This window comes from Paraburkholderia sp. BR10954 (assembly GCF_040965775.1).
GTDB lineage: Bacteria > Pseudomonadota > Gammaproteobacteria > Burkholderiales > Burkholderiaceae > Paraburkholderia > Paraburkholderia youngii.
In genome coordinates this window covers 36,644-58,410 of the sequence record NZ_JBFRCK010000018.1, presented here as the reverse complement: position 1 = coordinate 58,410, position 21,767 = coordinate 36,644, and the positions used below count along the sequence as shown (strand labels likewise).

Sequence of the window (21,767 nt, the reverse complement as noted above, 5' to 3'; positions counted from 1 at the left end):
GCTATGTGTTCGCAGGCAGCGCGGCGCGTTCCAATACCGTCATCGGGCCTAGCCTTTCGATCACGTCCAGTTGAGCCGCGTCACGCACGAACAGCGAACCCGCAAAGCCGAGCGCGTTGACCGACACGCCTTCCACACGCTCTTGCGATCTCGGCACGAGCAACATCCAGCGCCGTGTGACCAGCAGGTTGTAAGGCGCCGCATGACACCACACACGATCGATTTCGAGCGCGCCGACACCCGCCGCTTCGAGCAGCGTGCGATAGCGGGACAGCGCCAGCTTCGGCGCATCCGCGCGCGTCAGATCATCCGCGTCGAAGCGCGCGAACGCATGCCAAAACGGCAGCTCCGGCACGCGGTCCTGCGCACCCAACAAGGGCTCGATAGGCACGGGCGGATCGGCGTCCCCGAGCGGCAGCGGCACGATCTGCAGATGCTTGTGCGGCTGGCTCGAACCCGCCTCCGTGCCGGCGTTGTAGAAGCCGATGCCGTCGAATTCGGCCATGCACGCGAGCAGCGCTTCGAAATCGGCAAGATCGAGCAGCGCTTCCTGCGGTTCGAATTCGCGCGTGACGATCAGCAGATGATGATCGATCACGTTGAACTTGTTGAGCAATGCGAGATGCGTGTCGGAAATGTCGGCGACGAACAGATCCGGGTCTGGAGGAAGAAATGGGTTCGCTTGGGAGCGCTTTGCGGTCTGCAGCTTGTGCGCCTGCTCGCGCTGTTGTTCCTTGTGCGTCAGGCTCGACACCTGACGCACGAGAAAGCGGATGCCGCCGCTGTCGATCATGCACTGTTGCGTGTCGATCGGCCGCAGCGCGCCGCAACCGAGCGCATGGTCGGTCTGTCGCAGAATGGCGGGCCACAGCGTGCCCGGAATCAGGCGTCGTTGTCGTTCCATAGCATGTCGGCAGGTAGGGCGGCGCGTGTAAAGCGAGTGAAAGCGCAGCGGCTACAGCTTGTAGCCTATCGTGCGCAAAAGATCCTTGCGCCATTGAACGTCTTCCGCGCTTTCGGTGCCGACGGGTGGAAAGCCATCGATCACGCCGACGATCCCGCGCCCCTGATCCGTTTCAGCGATCAGCACTTCGACGGGATTCGCCGTTGCGCAGAAGATGCGGCAGACCTCGGGCACGGCCTTGATCGTGTTCAGCACGTTGACGGGGAAAAAGCCGTCGCCGAGAAATACGAAGAAGCTATGGCCCGCGCCGACGTTGGTCGCGTTCTGGCATGCGATTTCGACGAGGCTGTCGTCCGTGCCGGAGCGCCGCACGAGGCGCTTGCCGGAGGCCTCGCAAAACGCGAGCCCGAACTTGATGCCTGGCACCGTGCCGACCATCGCTTCGTGAATATCCTCGACGGATTTGATGAAGTGGCTTTGCCCGAGGATGAAGTTGGTCGCTTCGGGCTTGACGACCTTGACGGCGGACAATTGCATGGTGGACCTCGCTCCATTGCGGCAACACGCCGATGAAAACACGTCGAACACCGGCCAGCCCGACTGCGGATGGTTCGCGCGTCAGCCGGTCTTCGTCGATCCGGCTTCTAGCCTAGTACGAAAACCGGGCCTCCGGCGAACGACGTTGCGGGCCTACCCTGAAACGACGTTCGCGTCTATAACGAAGTGATCGCCGCATCGTGCTACGGAGGGCTATAGGGCGGCATCGATCGACCACAAGCCGCGTCTCCGTCATAGCGTTTTGACCCGCTTTAAACGCCCATCGCGCCGCAACAGCCTGTCCGAGTCAACAAGGTCAAGCGCCGGTTTACGCCCCCGACCGAGTGTGCAAGTATCTTCACCAAGCCGCATCCCGCACACTCTTGCGAGGTCCACGATGGCCTGGAAACTTTGGAAGACCGAGAAGCAGAACGACGAGACGCGAAGCTGGCCGAGCGGGACGCATGAGTCGTTGAAGCAGCTTCTCGACATGTACCTGGTCAGCGACTCGCCACCGTTTGCGAACTGGGCCGCGCCCGGGATCACCTTCACGCCCGAAATCGAAACGCTCGCCCGAAACGGAGTGCGGGGCTATCAGCTTGCTCTCTGGCTGTGGCTTTTCGCCGAGAAGCACGGCACCATCGCGGCAAAAATGGTGCGCGAATCTTTTTGCCTGCTCGCCGACGCGACGCAGGCGTCGTCCGGCGACAAGATCGACTCGCTCCTCGAGCTCGAAAACCGCCTCGCGCATTCTGTCGAAGACCTTTCCGCTCAACAGCGCACCTTCCGCCTGGAGGGACTGTCCGTCGAGCTGCCGATGGAGTTTTTCCTCGCTACCGCCTTCCTGCGGCTTGCGCCGGATTCTCCATATGCGGGGACGGAAGGCACTCACGTGCAAGGCAATGACTTCAAGCTGGCCGACTGTTTCCGCCATGCAACCGAAGAGGGGCTGGCGGTATTCCGGCCGATGGTAGACGCGGTCGAGTTCGACGCGAAATCGCTGCCCAACTGGCGATGGAGCGCTCATCCCGGCGCTGCCGAGCGACACCTGCAACGCCGCCACAAGAATCCGCTGTTCGCGCTTCATCGCCAGATGGTGACCGCCCACGAGGTCTATGAGGCGCGACTTGCCGATGCGCGAGCCATCGAGGAGGTCAGGAGCGAGCTCAATGAGATCAGCCGCTCGTTCTCCGAGACGACCGAATTGCCGTTGAACTGGCAGCCCTTCCTCGAACGATACCGGGACCACGTCGACAGGCTCGATGAACGCCGGCTCGTGGTTGGCGGGCAGAGCACGTCTCTCGGCAATGCAATTGCGGAGTTGCGCGCCGACATACTTGCAACCTGGCGCGCTTCGATTCACAAGAATCGGCACAGTCTCGCGACCCTGGAGCAGGACGAAGCGAAACGGACCGAGCGGCGCACGCTGCTGTATGGATGCGACTGGACGGCTCAGCTTTTGAGCCACGGGTCGCTGATTCCGCCAGAAGAGGTGGTGCCCGCGCTGCTGAGCGAGCCCCCCTCCGAGCTGGAAAAGGTGGTGGCGGGTCTGCGAGGCGAACCGCGACTGCACGAGACGCTGGCGCAGTGTCGTGCAACCGCGCATCGGCTCGTCAACGAGCTTCGCGCGGCCGGCCATCAGCTTCCCGATATCGACGACAAGCTTCGCATTCTGGATGGTGCGCCCGGGCAGTTGCCGGATTGATCGTCTTGCTGGTATGCGATGTTTTGTAACCCGTGGATGCCACGCCCGACCACAAAGGCCACTTATGAATTCTTCCTCTCGCGCCCCGCTCGATCTAGCGACCGAGGCGGCATCCACGCTTTCGGAGTACCTGGAGCTTTCGCTAGACAAAGGACAGAGCCTGATTTTCGTGCTCTCTCACGGCGAAAATAGCGAAGTCTATCTTGGCGACCCCGGCGAGCCAGACGCGGATTGGACAAGCTGCGCGGCCATTCCGAACACGATGGTCCACGCGCTTCTGGAGACCACCCGGTCGGGATTCAACCAGTTGGTCATCGAAGGACAGGCCTACCGCTTCGCCCGGACCTTCGCGCAAGTTGCCGGGCATGGCGCCGTCGTCTTCACGCCCGCATAGACGTTGTAGCCAATCACGTTGCTGCGTTTGAGCATGGATGATCATAGCGATTTCGTTGTGCGCAACATGTCGTCCCGCGAGGTCGATCTGGCGATCGAATGGGCTGCGGCAGAGGGATGGAATCCGGGCCTCGACGACGCGCGATGCTTCTGGAATGCAGACCCCAATGGCTTTTTCGTCGGTATCTGGCGCGGCGAGCCGGTGGCATGCATCTCGGCAGTCGCCTACGACGAGCGCTTCGGTTTCATTGGCCTCTACATCGTCAAGCCGTCATTTCGCGCCAGGGGTTTCGGTCTGCGCACGTGGCAGCACGCGATGCGCTATCTGGGAGATCGGACAATCGGCCTCGATGGTGTCGTTGCCCAGCAGCAGAACTATAAGAAATCCGGCTTCCAGCTCGCGTATCGCAACATCCGCTTCCAGGGCGTCGTCCGAGCCGCGTCGACGCCCAGGCTGACGAACGCGCGGGAGGTACCCTTCGCGCAACTGCTTGCCTACGACAGCGCATGTTTTTCGACCAACCGTTCCCGTTTCCTCGCGGACTGGATCGCCCAATCACAGGCGCTGGCTCTGGCGGATGTGCGCAACGATCAGATTAGAGGGTACGGTGTGCTGCGCCGCTGCAGGAGCGGCTACAAGATCGGTCCGCTCTTTGCCGACGACGCCCGGATTGCCAGCGATCTATTCGACGGGCTGGTCGCGAGCGCCGCAGGCGAAGTCATCGCGCTCGATGTCCCGGAAGTCAACGCGGCTGCGGTCGCGCTCGCTGAACGCTACGGCATGGTGAGCGCATTCGAAACGGCGCGCATGTACACGCGCGCCGCGCCGGCCATTCCCGTGCAACGCGTGTTCGGGGTGAGTACGTTCGAACTAGGTTGACTGCAAAGCAACAGACCGATCATCGAGCGGCCAAGAGCGACGACTCACGCTGACCGGAAATGGTGAAAAGGCGCACGGTCTCATCCAGCACCTGAGCGGAGTCGATCAGCCGTTGCGCGGTGGCTGTTGCTTGCTCCACCAGCGCGGCGTTTTGCTGGGTCGCGCTGTCGAGGTGCGTGATTGCCTGATTCACCTGCATGATGCCTTTGGCCTGCTCGTCGCTGGCGTTTGACACATCGTCGATGATGGTCAGTACGCGTCTGACCGTTTCATCGATCACTTTCATCTGCGACGCGGTGCGGTCGATCAGTTCCGTTCCTTGCGAGACTTCCGCGACGGTCAGATCCACCACGGACTTGATTTGCCGGGCGGACTCCGCGCAACGTTGCGCGAGCATGCGAACTTCGGTGGCGACGACCGCGAACGATCGGCCGGCGTCGCCGGCACGGGCGGCTTCGACAGCCGCGTTCAAAGCAATGATGTTGGTCTGAAAGGCGATGCCATCGATCACGCCCGTGATATCGGCGATACGCTGCGACGCCGACGTAATGCCGGACATGGTCCGCTCAACCTGACCGACGATCTCGCCGCCAAGCGCCGCGGCATCCTGTGCTTCCCGCGCAAGTCCGAGCGCGGACGCGGCGGCGTCTGCATTGGCCTTCACGCTGGTGGTGAATTGCTCCATGGTCGCAGCGGTTTCCTCGAGCGACGCCGCCTGCGATTCAGTGCGGCGCGCCAGATCTTCATTGCCGCTCGACATTTCACGAGCGGAGTCCACCACCCCGCCGATCTGGCCACGCACGTCCAGCACGATCGCGCCGAGGTTCGCCTTCAGTTGGTTCAGCGCGCTCAGTACGTCGCCGATATCGCCGTTCCTCGAGATGCTCATTTCGGCGGTCAGGTCACCGGCAGCCATACGGGTGGCGAAACTGGAGAGCCCCGCGAGCGGCGCACCCAATTGCTTTCGCAACGCCAGCCAGGCCAGGCCGGCCAGCATCGCGGTGACGCCAGTCGCGCTCCAGTACGGCAGCGGCGGCATCCCGCCGTACAGCGCCGCACCGACGAGCGGGAAGACCAGCGGCGCGATCGCATAGCCGATACCGATGCGCGCCACGACGGACAAGTGCGTCAGTGCCTGCAGCTTGCCGGCTATCCCGGTACGCACCAGCTTCCCGCGGCGCAACTTGTGCGAGCGCAACGTGCCTTCGCGCATCCGCGCATAGGTTGACTCGGCAAGCCTCACTTCGTTGCGAGAAGGCTTGCTGCGAACGCTCAGATAGCCGACGGTCTGACCGCTTTCGATCACCGGCGTGACGTTCGCGCATACCCAGTAGTGGTCGCCATTCTTGCGGCGGTTTTTCACGAGCGCCGTCCAGGGCTGACCCGCGCGGATCGTCTCCCACATGTCGGCGTACGCGTCGCGCGGCATGTCGGGATGCCGGACGATGTTATGTGGCGCGCCGAGCAACTCTTCTCGCGTGAAGCCTGAGATCGCAATGAATGCGGGGTTGCAGTACTGAATCCTTCCTTTCAGGTCGGTTGCCGAGACAAGCATCTCCGAGGCGGGGAAATCGAATTCGCGTTGTGTTACAGGCTGGTTATTGCGCATGAAGGTCGTTAGCGAGGCACCGCGCTCTGCTCAAGGCGCCGGAATGTCGGTCAATGGACGTTCTAACGGCAATACCCTCAAAATATTGAGGGTTATCTGACTAGCTTAGTCGGGTAATCGAAAGCTTCGCCCCAACAAGCGCTATGGACCTGTCGCGGCGACGCCAGGCGGCATCAACGTCACTTCCGCGAGCCCCTCTTCTTCCTTTCCGGAGCTTCGACGGTGGGGTCGACCGGCGTGAACGGCGCCTGAAAATGATCGACGAGGAAATCGATGAAGGCCCGCGCTCGCGCCGTCTGATTGCGCTGCCTCGGGTAATAGACGAACAGGTCCGCCGACGGCAGCACGGTATTCGGCAGCACCAGCTTGAGGCGCCCGCTCTGTACGTACTTGGCCAGATCCCATTCGGAGCGAATCAGAATCCCGTGACCGTCGAGCGCCCACCGAAGCGCAATGTCGCCATCGTTGCTCGATAGCACGCCTTTGACCTTGATCGCTTCGATGTGGTCGTTCACGATGTAGCGCCACACGCCATAAGCATCATCGTTCTGCCGATGAATGATGCAGCGATGCTGATGCAGGTCCTCCACGCGCTCGGGCGCTCCAAAACGCTCCAGATATTTCGGCGACGCGCAAAGAAAACGGCGATTGCTCATGATGCGCCTCGCGCTCAGCCGACTGTCCGGCAGCTCGCCGAACCGTATCGCCATGTCGAAGGCGCCTTCGACGAGATCGACCGGCCGGTCCGTCACCTCGAACTGCACTTCGACGTTCGGAAAACGCCTGGCGAAGTCGGAGACGAGCGGCGCGATGGTCGTCCTGCCGAAACCCAGCGTCGCGTTGATGCGCAACGGCCCATGCGGATCGCGCCGGGCGCCGGAAATGGCCTCCTCCATCTCGCGGACCTGCCCGACGATCTGGGACGCGTAGCGCAGATAGGTCTCTCCCTCGGGCGTCAGGCTGACGCTGCGCGTGGTCCGGTTCACCAGACGGGCGCCGAGCCGCTGCTCGATGATGCCCAGCCGCTTGGTCGCCGCTGGCGGACTGAGATCGAGCGCCCGGGCGGCGCCGGACATGCTCCTGAGTTTCGCAAGAAGAATGAAGAACTCGAAGTCGGATACGGGTGCAGTACTCACTTTTGGTGAAATATGTAGTGAACACAAGTGAATTTTAGCAAGCTCTTTCGCGGCTAAGCTATGCACCACATTGCAGCCAGGATGGCTCAATAACCGTTCAAATCTCTGGAGACAGTGGCGTGAGAATCGTTGAAATCCGCGAAAAGACCGTTCCGATCAGTTCCCCGATCCGGAACGCCTACATCGACTTCAGCAAAATGACCTTGAGTCTCGTCGCGGTCGTCACGGACGTGATCCGCGACGGCAAGCCGGTGATCGGCTATGGCTTCAACTCGAACGGCCGCTACGGTCAGGGCAAACTGATGCGCGAGCGCTTCATCCCGCGCCTGCTCGAGGCCGACCCGGCCGCGCTCGTCGACGACTCGGGCGACAACCTCGATCCCCACAAGATCTGGGCGACGATGTTCATCAACGAGAAGCCCGGCGGCCACGGTGAGCGCTCCGTCGCGATCGGCACGATCGATATGGCCGTCTGGGACGCGGTGGCGAAAATCGCCGGCAAACCGCTGTTCCAGTTGCTCGCCGAGCGGTACGGCAATGGCGAGGCCAACCGCAAGATCTTCGTCTACGCGGCGGGCGGCTACTACTATCCAGGCCAGGACCACGAAAAGCTCAAGGATGAGATGCGCAGCTACATCGACCGGGGCTACACGGTCGTTAAGAAGAAAATCGGCGGTGCGTCGCTCGACGAAGACCTGCGGCGCATCGACTCGATCCTCAGCGTGCTGCAGGACGGCCAGAAGCTCGCGGTCGATGCCAACGGCCGCTTCGATCTCGATACGGCGATCAGCTATGCGAAGGCGCTGTCGCAGTACGACCTGTTCTGGTATGAGGAGGCGGGCGACCCGCTCGACTTCGAGTTGCAGGCGACGCTGCGCAACTACTATGACAAGCCGATGGCGACCGGCGAAAACCTGTTCTCGATGCAGGATGCCCGCAACCTGATCCGCTACGGAGGTATGCGCCCCGATCGCGATTGGCTGCAATTCGATTGCGCATTGAGCTACGGTCTCGTCGAATATCTGCGAACGCTCGATATGCTGCATCAGCATGGCTGGTCGAGAAGCCGTTGCATTCCCCACGGCGGGCACCAGATGTCGCTGAACATCGCGGCGGGCCTCGGACTCGGCGGCAACGAATCGTACCCCGACCTGTTCCAGCCATACGGCGGTTTCCCGGACGGCGTTCGCGTCGAGAACGGATATATCACGATGCCGGAGCTGCCCGGCATCGGCTTCGAAGGCAAATCCGACCTGATCGCCGAGATGCGCAAGCTGGCTGAATAACGCGCGCTCGCAACAATACCGACAAACATTCCCGCTTGAATGGTTCATAAAAAGACGGAACGAAGCCGGCTCAATGCGGCCTTCCCACGCTGCTCGCGTGGGAAGGCCGCATTTTCCCTTTGAAGACGCCACGCACAGGAGACAGACATGCCAGTATCGAAAGTAAGAAGAGCACTTTCCAAGCTGTACGTTCAGGTCCTCATCGGGATCGTGGCCGGTGTCCTGCTGGGTCACTTCTACCCCGAACTCGCGTCGCAGATGAAGCCGCTGGGCGACCTGTTCATCAAGCTGATCCGGATGCTGCTTGCGCCGATCATCTTCGCGTCGGTCGTGGTCGGGATCGCGCGCATGAACGACCTCCATCAGGCGGGCCGGGTAGGCGTGAAAGCCCTTCTCTATTTCGAACTGGCATCGACGGTCGCGCTGATTGCGGGGATGGTGGTCGTCAATGTCATCGAACCCGGCAGCGGCATGAACATCGATCCCTCGCAGATCGATGCGGCCGCGATTTCGACCTATACGCACGCGGCACAGCAACACGGGATGCTCGACTTCTTCATGAGCATCGTTCCGAATAGCATCGTCGGGGCATTCGCCAAGGGCGAGATGCTTCCGATCATTTTCTTTTCAGTTCTGCTCGCTATCTCGCTGGCGAAGCTCGGACCTCGTACCGCACCATTCGTCGACATGCTCGACATGTTCCTTCAAGGCATGTTCGGCGTGGTGCGGATCGTCATGTACGTTGCTCCGATCGGCGCATTCGGCGGCATGGCCTTCACGATCGGCAAATACGGCATCGGCACGTTGGCATCGTTCGGCGAGTTGATGCTTTGTCTGTATCTGACCTCGTTCTTCTTCGTGTTCGTCGTACTTGGTCTTGTCATGAAGATGTGCGGGCTTTCGCTATGGAAGTTTCTCCGCTACATCAGGGACGAGATTCTGATTACGCTCGGCACGGCGTCGACAGAAGCGGTGTTGCCGCAGATGCTGATCAAGATGGAGGCGATGGGCTGCGCTCGCCCGGTGGTTGGCATGGTCTTGCCCACCGGCTATACGTTCAACGCCGACGGAACGGCGATTTATCTGACGATGGCGGCGTTGTTCATCGCCCAGGCGATGAACGTCCACCTCAGTATCTGGGACCAGTTGCTCGTGCTCGGCGTGCTGCTGCTCACGTCCAAAGGCTCCGCGGGCGTGGCCGGGGCGGGATTCGTCGCGCTGGCCGCGACGCTTGCCTCGATGCACAAGATTCCCGTCGAAGGCCTCGTGCTGCTGCTCGGCGTGGACCGCTTTCTGAACGAGGCGCGTGCGGTCACGAACCTGATCGGCAATGGCGTTGCGACCGTCGTCGTCGCTCGCTGGGAGGGCCAACTCGATAGGAAGCTGGCGCGCGCGGTGCTGAATCGCGACAACACGGCTCACTTCCAAACACCTGGTCCTGCCACGCAACCCGCAGTCTCGCCGACATTGCCGACTGAAGCGGAGGCGGTTCTGGATGGCTCAGCGAACCATCAATAGAACTGAACTTTTCGGAACGTGTGCCGTTAACTCAGCGGTATCTCACTCTTCCGAATTCAGCATGAAACTGACCATCAAGTTCCGTCTTCTCGCCACCCTCACCCTGCTCGGGTTCCTGCTGACGGTGACTGGCGTACTGGGTATCGCCGGCATGCGCGGTTCGAACCATGCGGTTGCGCAGGCGTATACCAACGACGTGGCCGCCGCGACCGCGCTCGGCAAGTCCAACCTGAACCTGACCGTAGTGCGCACTACGCTCGATCGCGTGCTGCTGCACCCGGAGGCGGCGGATAGAGCCGCCCTCATCGATAAGGCGCGCAACTATCTGGCGGTCTCCGACAAAGCCTGGAAAGAGTACCGCGCACTGCCCGTCTCCGATGCGGAAGCGGCCTTGTCCAAGGCCGTCGCCGACGCCCGCGAAGCGATGCTGCATGGCGCACTCGAGCCGATGATGGACGCGATGAGCCGTGGCGACCACGAGGGTGCCGACCAGATCGCGATGGTCGTTATGCCGCCGTTTGCCGCGGCTCTAACGCAGAAATCCGCGGAGCTGGACAAGTTTCGCAACGCGCAGGGCAATAACCGCTACACGACAGCGCAGGACCGCTACGACACCCTCGTGACCGTTACCGCAGTCGCGATCGCCGTCGGTCTTCTGACCTGCGTCACCTGCGGCTTCACGCTGCTTCGCGCAATCGCGCGCCCGATCGACATGACGGTGCGCCATGTCGAGCGACTCGCTCAGGGCGACATGTCGCAGCAACTGCGGTTCGACAGTAATGACGAAATGGGTCGCCTCGTCAGAAGCGTTGGCCAGATGCAGAAGGACATCGGCACGATGATCGAACAGATCGCTCGCGGCAGCGAGTCGATCGCGTCCGCGACCCAGCAAATTTCGGCCGGCAACGCGGACTTGTCGGCGCGCACCGAGGCGCAGGCGGCGTCCATCGAGGAAACGGCGGCGAGTATGGAACAACTGACCAACGCCGTCACGGAGAACGCGGCGCACGCGCGTGAAGCGCGCGAGCTGGCCGACGCGACGAAGGCGACGGCCGGCGCGGGCGCGGACGTCGTCCGTCAGGTCATCGACGCGATGCGCGACATTCACGACGGCGCGAAAAGAATGGGCGAGATCATCGGGGTGATCGAAGGCATCGCCTTTCAGACCAACATCCTCGCGTTGAATGCGGCTGTCGAGGCCGCGCGCGCCGGAGAGGAAGGACGCGGCTTTGCCGTCGTCGCCGGCGAGGTGCGCAATCTCGCTCAGCGCTCGGCGACCGCGGCGAAGGAAATCAAGGAGCTGATCGACGCGTCGACCGCGCGCGTCGCCGACGGTTCGCGCCTCGTCGGCCGGGCCGGTGAGACCATGGGCGAAGTACAGACGGCCGTCGGTCGCGTCACGTCGATCATGAGCGACATTGCGACGGCTTCGGCCGAACAGAGCGATGGCATCGAGGAAGTCAATCGCGCGATTACGCAGATGGATCAGATGTCGCAGCAAAATGCCGCGCTGGTCGAACAGGCAGCCGCCGCGGCCGCGTCGCTCACCGAGCAGACTGGCCTATTGACCCGGGCGGCTGGCCGATTCCGCTTTGCGTCCCTGTCCTGATGCCACGCTATAGGCTCGCGTGCCGCGGCACGCCTTAGGTTCGCGAGCCGCCGGAGGTCGTGGTGTCGGCGTCATTGGCAGGCACCGCCTCGAGAAAACCGCGCCCCATCTCCGCCTCGAAGCGCGCAGCGCTGCCCTCCCAGATGATGCGCGCGTGTTCGAGAACGTAAACGCGATCGGCATGCGGCAGCGCAAACCTGACGTTCTGCTCGCCCAGCAAGACGGTGATGGGCGTGGACTGCTGCAGCGAATCCAGCGCTTTCGACAATTGCTCGAGAATCACGGGCGCGAGGCCGAGTGTCGGCTCGTCGAGAATCAGCAGCTTCGGTTGGGTCATTAGCGCGCGCGCGATCGCGAGCATTTGCTGCTCGCCGCCGGACAGCGTACGCGCGGTTTGGCCCTGGCGCGACTTCAGGATCGGAAACAGATCGAACAGCCACGACAGCTGCTTAGCGCGCGCCGAATCAGCAAGATGATATCCGCCGAGTTCGAGATTCTCGCGTACCGTCATGTCGCCGAATAGCTCGCGCGTTTCTGGGCATTGCACGAGGCCGGCGCGCGAGATCGCGGCACCGCTGATACCGCGCAGATCGCGGCCGTCGAAGCGGATCGTCCCCTTGTACGGCACGAGGCCCGAGAGCGCGTTGAACAGCGTCGTCTTGCCCGCGCCGTTCAGGCCGACAACCGAGACGAATTCGCCCTCGCGCACTTGCAGACTGACGTCGTCGAGTGCGCACGCCTTGTCGTAGAGCACGCGCACACCGCTCACCTCGAGGATCGTGGGCTTCGCATTGCCCGCGGCTCCGGTACGCTGGCGCAGCTCCAGCTTGCCGCCCAGATAGACGCGGCGCACCGTCTCGTTCTGCATCACCTGTTCGGCGGTGCCCTCGGCGACACGCTCGCCAAGGTACATCGCCAGCACACGGTCGGCGAGCGCGGACAGACTCTTCACGTTGTGATCGACCAGCAGCACCGCGCGCCCTTCGGCGCGAAAGCCTCGAATCAGCTCGGAAAACGCGTGCGATTCCGCCACCGTCAGTCCCGCAAACGGCTCGTCCACCAGCACGACCTGCGGGTCGCGCGCAATCGCCTTGGCCATCTCCATGCGGCGCAGATCCGCAAACGGCAACGTCGCGGGATGCCGATGCATGACGCCGGCAAGGCCCACGCGCTCGGCGATTTCCTGCGCGCGCTGGTGCACGTGGGGTTCGGCAGCGAGCTTGACGAGCGAATCAGGCAGCAGCGCGAGCTTGATATGTTCCAGCACCGTTTGCCGATGCAGCGGCCGCGAATGCTGAAACACGATGCCCACGCCCGCGCGCGCGATGCGGTGCGGCGCCCAGCCGGCCATCTCCACGCCGTTCACCTTGACCGACCCCGCATTGGGCCGCTCGATGCCCATGATCAGCTTCATGACCGTGGACTTGCCCGAGCCGTTCGGTCCAATCAGACCGAGGATCTCGCCGGGCCGGATCTCGAAGCCGATATCCTTGACTGCGACGAGGCCGCCGAAGCGCTTGGTCAGCCCGCGTACGGAGAGCAGCGGCGTGTCGTTCATTGGCGCTCCCTCGCACGTAGCAGATTGCCGAGCAGACCGTCTGGAAAGAACAGCAGCGCAGCCAGCGCGACCGCCGCGACGACGAACGTGTTGAGCTGCCCGAGCGGTCGCAGGAACTCGCCGGCGACGATCAGGAAGATCGAGCCGAGCACCGCTCCGAGTATCGTCCGGCGTCCGCCGAGCACGGCCGCGATGATGATCTGCACGCCCACGCTGAGATCCACCACCGTGCTCACGGAAGCCGTGCCCTGGTAGAACACCAGCATCGCGCCGGCCACGCCCGAGAAAACGGCGCTGATGCAGAAGGCCACGAGCTTGTGCCGCGTGACATTGAAACCCAACGCTTGCGCGCCGGTCGCGTCCTGGCCGCTCGCCTGCAGGATCAGACCGACTGCCGAACGCGACAGGCCGAACAGCAGGATCGCGCAAACGATCAGGAACGCGAGGGCGATCCAGTAGTTATGGTTCGCATCGACCGACATCACGTCCGGCACCATCATGCCGATCTCGCCGCCTGTTATGCCCGCGAAAATCACGATGGCGTTTTGCAGCAGCAGCACGGCCACGAGCGTAACCAGACCGAAGTAAGGACCGCGCAGCCGCAGCGCGGGCACCGCGAGGAGCAAGCCGCCCACTAGCGCGACGCCGCCGCCCGAGAGCACGCAAACGGGTATGGGCAGGCCCCACCTGGCGTTGAGGATCGCAGCCGAATAGGCGCCGAGTCCGATCAGGAACGTCGGCCCGAAGTTGACCTCGCCGGCAAAGCCGAACAACAGGTCCCACGACATCGCGAACACGCCGAAGTAAAACGCAACCGTGAGCACGCCGAGGATGTAGCCAGAAAGCCACCACGGCAATGTCGCAGCGATCACGGCGAGCGCAACGGCGACCCATGCGCCACGCGAACGGAGAAAAACGGACATAGGGGTACGCTCCATTCGCACTGTTAGCGGCGTCCCAGGAATCCCTGGGGCCGTACATACACGACCAGTACCAGTAACAACAACGCGGGCAGCGGGCGCAGCGTCGGCGCGATCAGATAGGCCGTGACCGTCTCCAGATAACCCACGACATACGCGGCCATCAACGAGCCCGACACACTGCCGAGTCCGCCCAGCACGACAATCGAGAACGCGCTGGCCGTGAGCTGCCCCGCATTGTTCGTGCTCACGCCAAGGAACGAAGCGAGCAGCACGCCCGCAATGCCAGCCAGCACGCCGTAGATGCTCCACGCGAGAAGATAGATCCGGGAGAGTTCGAAGCCGAGCAGCGTGAGACCGCGCGGATTCATCGAAGCCGCGAGCAGCGCTTTGCCTGCACGCGTGCGGTTCACGAACAGCCACAGCATGCCGATCACGGCCCAGCAGACCACCGCGATCATGATTTCGTTGTACGGCACGCGCACGCTGCCCACCATCGCCACCCCGCTGATCAGCGGGCGCATCGTCACTGGGTTGTCGGTGAAGAGCCACGCCATGCCCTGCTGGATCATGATGCCCCACAGCAGCGTGCCGGTGAGCACGAAGATTTCCTTCTCTTCGCCGGGAATCGCAGCCGAGCGTTGAATGGGCCGCACCACCATCAAGTAGGTGACGAAGGCCGTCACGAGACCCGCGATCACGCCGAGCAGCGTGCCGAGATAGGTGCCAAGCCCCGCCTCGCCCGCGAGCATCCAGCCCATCAGCGCCGCGACCAGCATCACGCCGCCGTGCGCGAGATTCAGGATGCCGGAGACGCCGAAGATCAACGTGAAGCCGATCGCGCCCAGCGCATAGAGGGAACTGATTGCAAAGCCGTCGACGAGAATCTGCAGTAGCAACATGCCCGGCCTTTCATGTTGGTTAGGGTGTCGATTCGTGCGGTGTCCGGGCCTTCGCCCGGACAGTCGCGATCGTCGTACGGCTAGTTCGCGCTTGCCTGCTTCACCTTGATGAAGGTCGGGAATTTCACCGCGCCGTTGGCGATCGACTTGGGCCAGATCGCGACCTGCTTGCCGTTCTGCCATTGCAGGTTGATACCCGTGATATAGCCGGGCCCGTACTTCAGCGCGTGCGTGAACTGATCGCTCTTGCCATAGAACTGCCAGCGTCCGATCGTGCCCACGTAGTCGGTTTTCTCGAGCGCGTCGACCATCTGGTCCGGATCGGTCGAGCCCTTGTTGCGCCTGATCGCGTCCGCGATGATGTAGACGAGGTCGTAACTGGTGAAGCCGCAATACGCCGGAGAAACGCCGAACTTCTTCTGGTACTCATCCGTGAAGGGGACCGTTTTCGGCGTGATCGCCACGCCCGGCGCGGCGGCCGAGGCCGTGATCACGCCCTCGGTCGCGCCGTTCGTGTCCTTCCAGAAGCTGGTGGTCGTGGCCTGCGAGCTTTGGCCCGACATCGGAATCGGCACTTGCTGGTCGTGCCATTGCACGGTCGGCTGCACCCCTACGTGGCTGATGCCGGTGGTGATCGTATCGGGGTGCTTCGCCTCGATCTGGTTGAAGATCGGCGTGAAGTCGGAGGTATCGGGATTGAAGCGGATGTGATCGAGCACCTGAAGTCCCGCTTTGGGCAGGCATTCGAGGTAACGTTCGTCGAGCGGCTTGGTCCACGCCGCGTCTTCGCTCATGACGACGGTCGTTTTCATCTTGAACTGGCCGACCAGAACGTCGTGCGAGAAGTCGCAGATAGATTGCGCGATGAATGCCGACGTCATCCAGCCGTGGAATGTGTATTTGTAGTGGTCGTAGTCGTCGTGAACGTGCTTCGAGATGTCGTTGCTAGCCGCGCCGGGGGTGATGAAGGGCACCTTCAGGCGCCCGGACCACGGTTCCATCGCGAGCGCCACTTCGCTGATGTAGCTGCCGATCACAGCGACCACCTTGTCCTGGGTCGCCGCGCGCTGGAAGGCGCGCACGCCGTCCGAGGCCGATGAATGGTCGTCGTACGCGACGATCTGGATGGGCCGGCCATCCACGCCGCCGCTAGCGTTGACCTGGTCCGCGGCGAGCTGCGCCGCCTTGCTGATCGAAGCGCCCGCCACTGAGGATTCTTCGCTGATCACGCCGATCTTGATCGGCTCGGCCGCCGCATGAGCGCCTGCCGCCAGACCTAGCCCCGCCGCTACCATCCCCGTCGCGACGACGCAATGAAGGTTTCGCCACACATTGTTACTGGACATCATGCATCTCCGATTCGAATGGATCGTTGAGCAACAATTGCCCGCCACATTGCAGCATCTTAAGAATGCGCACACAACAATATTCACCCGTTTTGCGCCGCTCAATCGGTACAAACGATGACCGGGTCCGTACGGACTTCATGGTGCGGAGCGGAAAAATCTTGCCGCTCGCGCCGCGGGAAGCGGTTTTGTCTTGGTGAGCTAGCGCTGTGTACTGTGAGATTAGCGGCCTTCTTCCTCTCGCTTATTCGTCATCCGAAGCATTGTGTCGGCGGTTCAATGGACCAACTTCCGGGCCGCCTTGCAACCGCCCGCGACGCAGCGCATCAAGCCGCGCCACGATCAGCTCGAGGGTGGTACGCGCGCCTGCGTGCGGGTCCGAACATTACGCGGCAACCCTGCTTGCTGACATATGTACGTCATGATAGGTTGCTGCAATTCCCGCTGCCGAACCTGGCATCTGTTTTCGCAACGCTACGCGCCCGATAAAAAAAAGCGGGATGGGTTGATCTGGACTCATCGTACGCATACGCCTTTCCCCAACAGGAATTCAAGAGCCATGGCTTCAATGATCCAGCGAACGACCCTGTTCGCCTGTCTTCGCGCGGCTTGCGTCGCGGCTTCCCTGTCCATCGCCGCACTTGGCGCGGACGCCGCCGATCTCGTGATCGCAGGCCGGGACGACATCTACGGCCGCGGACTCGCGCAGGCGGTGGACGGCTACAAGAAACAGCACCCGGGCGTCGATATCGAATTGCTGAAGCTGCCGAATAACGACCTGTATCAGAAGCTGAAGCTGTCGTTACGCGAAAATACGCGCGCTTATGACCTGGTGATGATGGACGACACCTGGTCGCCCGAATTCATCGCCAACGGATGGCTTCAGCCGCTGCCCGCCACGCTCGCGGATGCCGATATGGTGACGTCGACGATCTCCCTCGGACGCGCGTCGAGCGGAACCCTGTATGCGATGCCGATCGTCGGCAATGTCGAGATGTTCGCCTATCGCAAGGATCTGCTCGCGAGTCGCGGCCTGCAGCCGCCGCGCAGCTGGGACGAGGTGCTGAAGATCGCACAGACCATCGGGACTGCCGACAAGGACGTTTCCGCTGTCGTGTTTCGTGGCGTGAAGGGCAACCCCGTCGTCACCGGTTTTCTGCCGATCCTTTGGGCCTATGGCGGAGAAGTCGTCGACACAAACGGCAAGGTCACGATCGATTCGCCCGAAGCGCTGGCCGCGCTGAAGATGCTGCTCGCGCTGAAGAAGTGGGCACCGAAGGATGTCGACGTGTATGGCGCCGGTGAAGTGCGCGACGCATTGCAGGGCGGCACGGCCGCGCAGGCCATCGAAGTGTGGCCCGCCTGGCTGCCAGCGCTCGACGATCCGGCGAAGTCGCGCGTCGTCGGCCAGGTCGCGCTGCAACCGCCGCCTGGCCAGGTCAAGGGGCCGGCGCCGATGCTGGGCATCTGGCAAATGGGCATTGCAAAAGATGCCGCACATGCCAAAGTGGCGGCGGACTTCCTCGCCTACCTGACTTCGTCGGCGACGCAAACACAACTTGCCGTGCTCGGCATTCCGCCGACGCGCAAGAGCGTCTTCGTCAATCCGACACTCGTTAGGCAATATCGCTGGTACCCGGATCAGCTGAAGGCGCTCGAAGCGGGCCGTGCGCGGCCTCGCGTAAGAGATTGGCAGCAAATCGAGGCGATTCTCGGCGACGCGTTGCAACTCGCGCTGACGGGGCAGGCCACGCCCGACGCAGCGTTGCATCAGGCTGCACAGAAGATCGCCCAGGCCAACGCCGCAGTCCAGTGATAGCGGCAGTGGCAGCGCAGGCAAGCCTGGAAACGGATCGATGAGCCGCTTGCGACGTTATTTGCCGCTGCTCGTCCTGATGAGCCCAGCCGCGCTCGTGCTCGGTGTGCTGGCGCTCTACCCGGTAGCGCGCGTGCTAATCGATTCGTTTTTCTCGGTGGATTACGCGTCGGGGCATCGCTCGTTCATCGGGCTCGCCAACTATCGATCGGTCATTGCGGACGGCGAGTTCGGCACGAGCTTCGTCAATACGATCCAGTTCATGATCGTGGCCTCGCTCGCTGAAGTCCTGTTCGGACTCGCGCTCGCGCTGCTGTTCGTCCGCGCGTTTGCGGGCCGGCGCATCGCGTTGCCGCTTGCGGTGCTGCCGATGATGCTCTCGACGCTGGTGTGCTCCGCCATCTGGCGCAACTGGCTCAACTACCGAGGCTTTCTGAATGCGCTGCTCAAGGCGATAGATCTACCAGCGGTGCCCTGGCTATCCGATCCGCACCTCGCGCTGTGGTCACTGATGCTGGTCGATGTCTGGCAATGGACGCCGATGGCATTCCTGATCATTCTCGCGGGGCTACAGTCGATTCCGCCTGAAATCGCCGAGGCGGCACGCACCGACGGCGCGAACGAATGGCAGTGCCTGCGCTACATCACGCTTCCGCTCGTTGCACCGCACGTCGCACTCGCGATGCTGCTGCGCTCGATCGATACCTTCAAGCTGTTCGACAAGGTGTACGCGTTGACGGGCGGCGGCCCGGGCAATGCGACGCAGACGCTGTCGACGTACATCTACGACACGGGTTTCCGCTTCTTCAACGTAGGACCCGCCAGCGCGGCTTCGGTATTGATGCTGCTCACGTGCGCGGTGCTGGTCTCGGGATACATATGGAAATCGGCAGTCAGGCGCGACCGTTGATGCCGCTCGCGCGCTTGCAGGGTTTCGCGCGACGCTCGTCCGGTGCCGCGGTGCGAGGTCTGTTGCGGGTCGTAGCGCTGGCGGTGTTGCTGCTGCCGTGCATATGGATGGCTGGCGCGGCCTTCACGCCGACGCTGGAACGCCTCGCCCGTCCGCTCGCGCTGTGGCCTTCGGCGCCCACGTTCGAGCATTTCGCGGCGGTGTGGGAAAGCGGCATGGCCCAGTCGGTGCTGAACTCCGTGTGGGTCACAGTGGGCGCCACGTTGCTCGCACTCGCGCTGGCTTTTCCGGCCGCCTATGCGCTCGCGCGACTGGCGTTTCCGGCGCGACTCGATCTGCTGTTCCTGATGCTCGTGCTGGCACTGAAGCTGATGCCGCCGATTACGGTGGCCGTACCGCTGTTTTCGCTGGCCAAGTGGCTCCATCTGCTCGATTCGCTGTTTGGGCTGGTACTCGCCTATCAGCTGTACGCGTTGCCGATGGCGATCTGGATGTTGGTGCCGTTCGTGCGCGACGTGCCGATCGAATTCGAGGAGGCCGCGGCGCTCGACGGCGCGAACCTCGCGCAGCGCATCGTCTTCATCGTCGTGCCGCTGTGCGCGCCGGGTCTCGTTGCCACCGCGATCTTCGTGTTCATCATCGCGTGGAACGAGTTTCTGCTGGCGCTGTTGTTCGTCTCGTCACCGAGTCATTTCACCCTGCCGCTCACGATGGCGAGTTATGTGACCGAGAACGGCATCGACTGGGGCGAACTGATGAGCGCAGGGCTGATTTCGTCGGTGCCGACGCTTCTGCTCGCGGGCTATGTGCAGCGCTATCTGCTGCAGGGCTTTTCGGGCGGCTTGAAGTAACGGGCTCCAACTCTGCGTCGACGTTGCAGCAGACGCTTTGCTTATCCAGAGGTTTTCTTGCGCCCTGCCCTGACCCATCCCAATGTTTCGCCCGCTGACTGGATGTCGGCCATCGATGGCAGCCGCTTGCTGTCCGCACTGACCTTGCCAGGCAGCCATGACACCTGCGCCTACCCGGTCGATGACCGGCTCGCGCGCACGCAACATGCCACGCTCGACGATCAGCTGCACCATGGGGTGCGGGTTCTCGACATCCGCTGCCGTCATCAGCGCGATCGCTTTGCGATTCATCACGGCGGCATCTCGCTGGGTCTGAGTTTCGACGATGTGGTACGGACATGCGCTCAGTTTCTCGCGCGTCACCCCGGCGAATGCATCGTCATGTCGATCAAGGAGGAATGGCCCGCGCGTGACTGCGCCCGCGCGGTTTCTGCGACCTTCGAATGGTATGTCGAACGACACGCCGATGTGCACTGGCACCTTGCCTCCGAACTGCCGCTGCTGGAGGCGGTACGCGGGAGCATCGTGCTACTGCGGCGCTTCGCGAGTGAAAAGCCGCTCGGCATCGATCTGACGGCCTGGCCTGACAACGCAACGTTCGATATCGACGACGTGCCGGTGCCGTTCACCATCCAGGACGAATTTCGCGTGCCGGTGCCGACATCGATCGCTTACAAGTGGCGCGCCATCGATTTGCTGTTGAACCGCACCCCCGGTGTGTGCGACGAGCGTTGGGTCATCAACTTTTGCAGCGGCACGGGAATGGCGGCGCAGCCGGTAGTCGTGGCCTGCGGCGATACACAGCATCGCGGTATTCACGAGCAGCTTGCCGAGCGGCTCGCGGCTCGTCCGCAACCATGCGGCACCATGCTGCTCGACTTTTGCGACTGGCAGGACTGGCGCCTCGTTGATGCGTTGATCGATTGCAACTGGAGCCGATAACGCATCGCTGCGCGCGAATCTCAGCGTGATTCCTTTGCTCGAGGCTGCCGCGGTGGCGGCCTCGATTCCGGTCCGCGTCTCGCCGGTTCACGCGTGCAGGCGTCTGGCGGCGTGACATAGGGAACGTCGTCGCGACAACACGCATAGATCGGAAATCCGTACGCGTTCGTACCGACGATGGTCGTTGGCCCGTGCAGCGGGCACACCGCCTTCATGGCGCCTCCTCATAATTCATCGATCAATCGCTTCCATCTTACGCTCGCGACAGATGTTCTATGTGCGCCTGCATTGCCCTTCGCACCGCCTGGCCGCTCACCACCACCGACGCGCATTCACCATCCGTGCCGCGCCGCACCCTCACGTACTGTCACTTGCGTGGACAACCAGCCGAACACGGTCAGCGTAAAGTGCGCTGGCGGACCGGCGTCCCGTGCAGCGACTCGCCCGGGCGACAGCAGCGGTGCAAGGAAGCGTCGGTTGGATTGTCATTTCTTGCATAACATGCAATGATTCATCCCAATGCATGATCCTGTCATTCGGGCCATTTTTCATGACATTTCGGGGATGCTCTGCGAAGCAGTCGAAGAGCCGACTCATCGGGGTCGCCGTTGCAGTCCGTTGTCCGGACGATCAAACATCGCGTTGGCTCGACAGCCACGCCTCAATGCGGAGCTTTGGTGTCAGGGTATTCACCTAGCCTTTGTTCCCGAAAATTTAACATTTTGAAGTTAGAATGAACCCTCTAAAATCGATTGTTATGTCATCTGATGACAATTGAAATAGAGATCGAAGCGCCGGTTGGCCGCACGACCTACTGACGCGGGCCATGGCCAATTGATCGGCTGTGACTCGAGGAAGAAACACCATGTTGTATTTCGACTGACGAATACCGACATCAGAAATGCGATCCGGACATCACTGCTTTTTGCAGCGTTCATTTAGTCT

General features: G+C 62.4%; 18 protein-coding genes. 10 read left to right on the top strand and 8 right to left on the bottom strand.

Annotation, left to right across the window (positions count from 1 at the left end; genetic code table 11):
- Nucleotide 1: 1 nt before the first annotated feature.
- Both AB4Y34_RS23550 and AB4Y34_RS23545 read right to left on the bottom strand, forming a co-directional pair.
- Nucleotides 2-904 carry a DUF4922 domain-containing protein gene (locus AB4Y34_RS23550; RefSeq protein WP_368717362.1) on the bottom strand — a complete coding sequence of 301 codons (903 nt, stop codon included), beginning with the start codon at nucleotides 902-904 and terminating at the stop codon, nucleotides 2-4.
- 51 nt (nucleotides 905-955) lie between these two features.
- The gene (locus AB4Y34_RS23545) at nucleotides 956-1,441 is read right to left on the bottom strand and encodes an adenosine-specific kinase (RefSeq protein ID WP_176111261.1); all 486 of its coding nucleotides are present in this window, start codon (nucleotides 1,439-1,441) and stop codon (nucleotides 956-958) included.
- A gap of 472 nt (nucleotides 1,442-1,913) precedes the next feature.
- Here AB4Y34_RS23545 and AB4Y34_RS23540 point away from each other — a divergent pair, with 472 nt between their 5' ends.
- The 3 genes from AB4Y34_RS23540 to AB4Y34_RS23530 all read left to right on the top strand — a co-directional run bounded on the left by AB4Y34_RS23540 (nucleotide 1,914) and on the right by AB4Y34_RS23530 (nucleotide 4,419).
- On the top strand, nucleotides 1,914-3,146 hold the full coding sequence (locus AB4Y34_RS23540; protein WP_368717361.1) for a tryptophan leader peptide: 1,233 nt from the start codon (nucleotides 1,914-1,916) through the stop codon (nucleotides 3,144-3,146).
- 64 nt (nucleotides 3,147-3,210) lie between these two features.
- Nucleotides 3,211-3,540 carry a hypothetical protein gene (locus AB4Y34_RS23535; protein ID WP_176378264.1) on the top strand — a complete coding sequence of 110 codons (330 nt, stop codon included), beginning with the start codon at nucleotides 3,211-3,213 and terminating at the stop codon, nucleotides 3,538-3,540.
- A gap of 33 nt (nucleotides 3,541-3,573) precedes the next feature.
- Nucleotides 3,574-4,419 (top strand): GNAT family N-acetyltransferase, encoded by an 846-nt coding sequence (locus tag AB4Y34_RS23530; protein ID WP_368717360.1) that lies wholly within the window; start codon nucleotides 3,574-3,576, stop codon nucleotides 4,417-4,419.
- A gap of 19 nt (nucleotides 4,420-4,438) precedes the next feature.
- Here the strand turns inward: AB4Y34_RS23530 and AB4Y34_RS23525 are convergent, their stop codons facing one another.
- Together AB4Y34_RS23525 and AB4Y34_RS23520 are read right to left on the bottom strand one after the other, a co-directional pair.
- Nucleotides 4,439-6,028: a methyl-accepting chemotaxis protein gene (locus AB4Y34_RS23525; protein WP_368717359.1), complete on the bottom strand. Its 1,590-nt coding sequence runs from the start codon at nucleotides 6,026-6,028 to the stop codon at nucleotides 4,439-4,441.
- Nucleotides 6,029-6,207: 179 nt separating this feature from the next.
- Complete coding sequence (locus AB4Y34_RS23520) at nucleotides 6,208-7,164, bottom strand: LysR family transcriptional regulator (protein ID WP_176378589.1); 957 nt, start codon at nucleotides 7,162-7,164, stop codon at nucleotides 6,208-6,210.
- Nucleotides 7,165-7,283: 119 nt separating this feature from the next.
- Between AB4Y34_RS23520 and AB4Y34_RS23515 the strand changes: the two genes are divergently transcribed.
- The 3 genes from AB4Y34_RS23515 (at nucleotide 7,284) to AB4Y34_RS23505 (ending at nucleotide 11,577) form a co-directional block, all read left to right on the top strand.
- The gene (locus AB4Y34_RS23515) at nucleotides 7,284-8,450 is read left to right on the top strand and encodes a mandelate racemase/muconate lactonizing enzyme family protein (protein WP_176121951.1); all 1,167 of its coding nucleotides are present in this window, start codon (nucleotides 7,284-7,286) and stop codon (nucleotides 8,448-8,450) included.
- Nucleotides 8,451-8,597: 147 nt separating this feature from the next.
- Nucleotides 8,598-9,968 carry a C4-dicarboxylate transporter DctA gene (gene dctA, locus AB4Y34_RS23510; RefSeq protein ID WP_368717358.1) on the top strand — a complete coding sequence of 457 codons (1,371 nt, stop codon included), beginning with the start codon at nucleotides 8,598-8,600 and terminating at the stop codon, nucleotides 9,966-9,968.
- Nucleotides 9,969-10,029: 61 nt separating this feature from the next.
- Nucleotides 10,030-11,577 carry a methyl-accepting chemotaxis protein gene (locus AB4Y34_RS23505; RefSeq protein WP_368717357.1) on the top strand — a complete coding sequence of 516 codons (1,548 nt, stop codon included), beginning with the start codon at nucleotides 10,030-10,032 and terminating at the stop codon, nucleotides 11,575-11,577.
- Between the two features lie 34 nt (nucleotides 11,578-11,611).
- On the opposite strand, the gene AB4Y34_RS23500 is transcribed toward AB4Y34_RS23505, so the two are convergent.
- From AB4Y34_RS23500 to AB4Y34_RS23485, 4 genes are all read right to left on the bottom strand, one after another.
- Nucleotides 11,612-13,135: an ATP-binding cassette domain-containing protein gene (locus AB4Y34_RS23500; protein WP_176378270.1), complete on the bottom strand. Its 1,524-nt coding sequence runs from the start codon at nucleotides 13,133-13,135 to the stop codon at nucleotides 11,612-11,614.
- Nucleotides 13,132-14,058: a branched-chain amino acid ABC transporter permease gene (locus tag AB4Y34_RS23495; protein ID WP_176378271.1), complete on the bottom strand. Its 927-nt coding sequence runs from the start codon at nucleotides 14,056-14,058 to the stop codon at nucleotides 13,132-13,134. The genes AB4Y34_RS23500 and AB4Y34_RS23495 overlap by 4 nt, the downstream gene beginning before the upstream one ends.
- 23 nt (nucleotides 14,059-14,081) lie before the next feature.
- Nucleotides 14,082-14,957 carry a branched-chain amino acid ABC transporter permease gene (locus AB4Y34_RS23490; protein WP_176111270.1) on the bottom strand — a complete coding sequence of 292 codons (876 nt, stop codon included), beginning with the start codon at nucleotides 14,955-14,957 and terminating at the stop codon, nucleotides 14,082-14,084.
- A gap of 80 nt (nucleotides 14,958-15,037) precedes the next feature.
- Entirely contained in the window at nucleotides 15,038-16,303 is a 1,266-nt protein-coding gene (locus AB4Y34_RS23485) for an ABC transporter substrate-binding protein (RefSeq protein WP_368717356.1), read from the bottom strand.
- Between the two features lie 559 nt (nucleotides 16,304-16,862).
- On the opposite strand from AB4Y34_RS23485, the gene AB4Y34_RS23480 reads away from it, so the two are divergent.
- The 4 genes from AB4Y34_RS23480 (at nucleotide 16,863) to AB4Y34_RS23465 (ending at nucleotide 20,822) form a co-directional block, all read left to right on the top strand.
- Nucleotides 16,863-18,119 carry an ABC transporter substrate-binding protein gene (locus AB4Y34_RS23480; protein ID WP_368717355.1) on the top strand — a complete coding sequence of 419 codons (1,257 nt, stop codon included), beginning with the start codon at nucleotides 16,863-16,865 and terminating at the stop codon, nucleotides 18,117-18,119.
- Nucleotides 18,120-18,159: 40 nt separating this feature from the next.
- Nucleotides 18,160-19,029 carry a carbohydrate ABC transporter permease gene (locus tag AB4Y34_RS23475; RefSeq protein ID WP_176111273.1) on the top strand — a complete coding sequence of 290 codons (870 nt, stop codon included), beginning with the start codon at nucleotides 18,160-18,162 and terminating at the stop codon, nucleotides 19,027-19,029.
- Nucleotides 19,029-19,880 (top strand): carbohydrate ABC transporter permease, encoded by an 852-nt coding sequence (locus AB4Y34_RS23470; RefSeq protein ID WP_368717416.1) that lies wholly within the window; start codon nucleotides 19,029-19,031, stop codon nucleotides 19,878-19,880. Before AB4Y34_RS23475 ends, AB4Y34_RS23470 begins: the two co-directional genes overlap by 1 nt.
- A gap of 102 nt (nucleotides 19,881-19,982) precedes the next feature.
- Nucleotides 19,983-20,822 (top strand): phosphatidylinositol-specific phospholipase C, encoded by an 840-nt coding sequence (locus AB4Y34_RS23465; RefSeq protein ID WP_368717354.1) that lies wholly within the window; start codon nucleotides 19,983-19,985, stop codon nucleotides 20,820-20,822.
- Nucleotides 20,823-21,767: the final 945 nt, after the last annotated feature.

Bases quoted from the DNA above. Each gene is read 5' to 3' on its own strand.
- AB4Y34_RS23550 (WP_368717362.1), bottom strand. From the start codon at position 904: ATGGAACGACAACGACGCCTGATTCCGGGCACGCTGTGGCCCGCCATT.
- AB4Y34_RS23545 (WP_176111261.1), bottom strand. From the start codon at position 1,441: ATGCAATTGTCCGCCGTCAAGGTCGTCAAGCCCGAAGCGACCAACTTC.
- AB4Y34_RS23535 (WP_176378264.1), top strand. From the start codon at position 3,211: ATGAATTCTTCCTCTCGCGCCCCGCTCGATCTAGCGACCGAGGCGGCA.
- AB4Y34_RS23530 (WP_368717360.1), top strand. From the start codon at position 3,574: ATGGATGATCATAGCGATTTCGTTGTGCGCAACATGTCGTCCCGCGAG.
- AB4Y34_RS23525 (WP_368717359.1), bottom strand. From the start codon at position 6,028: ATGCGCAATAACCAGCCTGTAACACAACGCGAATTCGATTTCCCCGCC.
- dctA (WP_368717358.1), top strand. From the start codon at position 8,598: ATGCCAGTATCGAAAGTAAGAAGAGCACTTTCCAAGCTGTACGTTCAG.
- AB4Y34_RS23505 (WP_368717357.1), top strand. From the start codon at position 10,030: ATGAAACTGACCATCAAGTTCCGTCTTCTCGCCACCCTCACCCTGCTC.
- AB4Y34_RS23500 (WP_176378270.1), bottom strand. From the start codon at position 13,135: ATGAACGACACGCCGCTGCTCTCCGTACGCGGGCTGACCAAGCGCTTC.
- AB4Y34_RS23495 (WP_176378271.1), bottom strand. From the start codon at position 14,058: ATGTCCGTTTTTCTCCGTTCGCGTGGCGCATGGGTCGCCGTTGCGCTC.
- AB4Y34_RS23490 (WP_176111270.1), bottom strand. From the start codon at position 14,957: ATGTTGCTACTGCAGATTCTCGTCGACGGCTTTGCAATCAGTTCCCTC.
- AB4Y34_RS23485 (WP_368717356.1), bottom strand. From the start codon at position 16,303: ATGTCCAGTAACAATGTGTGGCGAAACCTTCATTGCGTCGTCGCGACG.
- AB4Y34_RS23480 (WP_368717355.1), top strand. From the start codon at position 16,863: ATGGCTTCAATGATCCAGCGAACGACCCTGTTCGCCTGTCTTCGCGCG.
- AB4Y34_RS23475 (WP_176111273.1), top strand. From the start codon at position 18,160: ATGAGCCGCTTGCGACGTTATTTGCCGCTGCTCGTCCTGATGAGCCCA.
- AB4Y34_RS23470 (WP_368717416.1), top strand. From the start codon at position 19,029: ATGCCGCTCGCGCGCTTGCAGGGTTTCGCGCGACGCTCGTCCGGTGCC.
- AB4Y34_RS23465 (WP_368717354.1), top strand. From the start codon at position 19,983: ATGTCGGCCATCGATGGCAGCCGCTTGCTGTCCGCACTGACCTTGCCA.